We start from the raw sequence: 1,219 nt of genomic DNA, 5'->3' as shown, positions 1-1,219 counted from the left end.
GTCAGGGTCGAGTGGGACACCAGGGGATAAACTTCACTAACTAGTACAAGCAGGGCGAGGACAGGCAGTAGCGACGGTGACGATGACCGATCACGACCTCCAGACCACCGACCAAAGACCACGAGCCGACCGACCCAAGCGCCGGACCTTCACCCTCGCCTACAAGCTGCGGATCGTGGAGGAATACGACAGCGCCCCCGCCGGAGAAAAGGGCGCACTGCTACGCCGAGAAGGACTCTACGACTCCAGCGTCCAGTTGTGGCGCAAACAGCGTGAGTCCGGTGAGCTGAGCGCCTCTTCGGCAGCCAAGCCCACCACCAAGAAGAAAACACCGGAGCAGGCCGAGCTGGAACAGTTGCGCAAGGAAAAAGCACGACTGGAGCGCGCCAACACCCGAATGGCCAAGAAATTGCAGCAGACCGAGGCCGCCATGGAAGTGCTGGGAAAAGCACACGCGCTCTTGGAAATGGTATCCGAGAGCGCGGACTCGGAGAACTCGTAGACCAGACCCGACAAGATGTTCGCACCCAGCTCGAACCACTTGTCGGTATCAAGGCCTCGTGTCGCCTGTCGGGGATCAACCGTTCGACTTACTATCGACACCGCGACCCTTCGCTGAAAGTAACGCAAAAAGCGTCCAGAACCTCACCACCGAACCGTTTGTCGCCGGCTGAATGCCACCACGTCATCACGGTCCTCAACAGTGAAAGGTTCCGTGATAAGGCACCTCGGCAGGTGTGGGCAACGCTGCTGGACCAGGGCGTCTACCTGTGCTCGGTCTCCACGATGTACCGGCTGCTGCGCGCCCAGGGACAGAGTCGGGAGCGGCGTTCCCAGGCCCGCCACCCGGCCAAGACCAAGCCGCAGCTGATGGCACGGGCCCCGAACCAGGTGTGGAGTTGGGACATCACGAAACTGCGTGGCCCGGGGCCGGGGCACTTCTTCGATCTGTACGTCATGATCGACATCTACTCCCGGTACGTGGTGCACTGGGAGATCCACTCCGGCGAGTCCGGCCACATCGCCGGCCACTTCATACAGAACTGTATCCGCGCTAATAACGGGGTCGCGGCCGAGGTGATCCATTCCGACCGCGGCACGGCGATGACTTCGCAGTCGGTGGCCGAGTTGCTGTCCATGCTCGGGATCACCAAGTCTCATTCGAGGCCGAAGGTCAGCAACGACAACCCTTACAGCGAAGCTCAGTTCAAGACACTGA

At 60.9% G+C, this 1,219-nt stretch carries 2 protein-coding genes; both read left to right on the top strand.

What is annotated here, in order from left to right; genetic code table 11:
• The first annotated feature begins 82 nt into the window (after positions 1–82).
• Complete coding sequence (locus D472_RS28900; protein ID WP_017607029.1) at positions 83–502, top strand: transposase; 420 nt, start codon at positions 83–85, stop codon at positions 500–502.
• Positions 503–735: 233 nt separating this feature from the next.
• A partial coding sequence (locus D472_RS0124325) for a DDE-type integrase/transposase/recombinase (protein WP_017607028.1) occupies positions 736–1,219 on the top strand: 484 nt, incomplete at its 3' end.

Origin of the sequence: Nocardiopsis alkaliphila YIM 80379 (assembly GCF_000341005.1) — a bacterium.
Taxonomy (GTDB): Bacteria; Actinomycetota; Actinomycetes; order Streptosporangiales; family Streptosporangiaceae; genus Nocardiopsis; species Nocardiopsis alkaliphila.
This window is presented reverse-complemented; position numbering and strand designations above follow the sequence as displayed.

What these genes read in the sequence shown, in the direction of transcription:
- D472_RS28900 (WP_017607029.1), top strand. Translation starts at nt 83, where the DNA reads ATGACCGATCACGACCTCCAGACCACCGACCAAAGACCACGAGCCGAC.